The sequence below is a fragment of the Methylopila musalis genome, from assembly GCF_042679725.1.
GTDB lineage: Bacteria > Pseudomonadota > Alphaproteobacteria > Rhizobiales > Methylopilaceae > Methylopila > Methylopila musalis.
In genome coordinates this window covers 1-965 of the sequence record NZ_JBHTMX010000386.1, presented here as the reverse complement: position 1 = coordinate 965, position 965 = coordinate 1, and the positions used below count along the sequence as shown (strand labels likewise).

The following is a 965-nucleotide window of genomic DNA, read 5'->3' as shown; positions in this document are numbered from 1 at the left end:
CTGGCCGACCTCGAATTCGTGCAGTTCCACCCGACCGCGATCGCGGTCGGCCGCGATCCGGCCCCGCTCGCCACCGAAGCGCTGCGCGGCGAAGGCGCGGTGCTGGTGGACGCGGACGGCCGCCGCATCATGGCGGGCGTCCATCCCGAGCTCGACCTCGCCCCGCGCGACATCGTGGCCCGGGCGGTGTTCGAAGCCGCGCGGACCGGCGGCGCCTTCCTCGACGCGCGGGAGAAGGTGGGCGAGCGTTTCGCGACCCGCTTCCCCACCGTCTACGCCGCCTGCCGGGAGGCCGGCATCGACCCCGCGCGCCAGCCGATCCCGGTGGCGCCGGCGGCCCATTACCACATGGGCGGCGTGCTGACCGACGCCAGCGGCCGCTCCTCGCTCGACGGGCTCTGGGTGTGCGGCGAGACCGCCTCCACCGGCGCCCATGGCGCGAACCGGCTGGCCTCGAACTCGCTGCTGGAGGCGGTGGTGTTCGGCGCCCGCATCGCCGACGACATCCTCGGCCTGTTCCCGGCGGCGCCCGCCAACCTGCGCGCCGCCCTGCCCGGCCTGCCGGCCTCGACGCCGAAGGACGGCACCGCGGCGGCGGAGATCCGCCGGCTGATGGCCGACCATGTGGGCGTGGTGCGCGACGCCGCCGGACTGAACGCGGCGATCGCGGGTCTCGACCGCATCCGCCGCGTGGCCCACGACCGGGACACGCTCAACATGGCGACCTCCGCCCTGCTGATCGCGGTGGCGGCCGAACGCCGGCAGGAAAGCCGCGGCGGCCATTTCCGCGCCGACCGGCCGGAGGCCGATCCCGCGCTCGCCCATCGCTCCATGCTGACGCTGGACGACGCCCTGTCGCATCTGAACGCGCCGCTGGAGCGCGCGGCCTCGTGAGCGCGCCCGGACCGCTCGACCCGATCGCGGTGCGCCGCGCGGTGGAGGCGGCGCTCGCCGAGGACCTCGGC

Annotated in this window: 1 protein-coding gene; it reads left to right on the top strand. The window is 76.2% G+C overall.

All coding sequences use genetic code 11. The features are described 5' to 3' along the window. A partial coding sequence (locus ACFQ4O_RS17845; RefSeq protein ID WP_378777763.1) for an FAD-binding protein occupies positions 1–894 on the top strand: 894 nt, incomplete at its 5' end. Between the last annotated feature and the right edge of the window lie 71 nt (positions 895–965).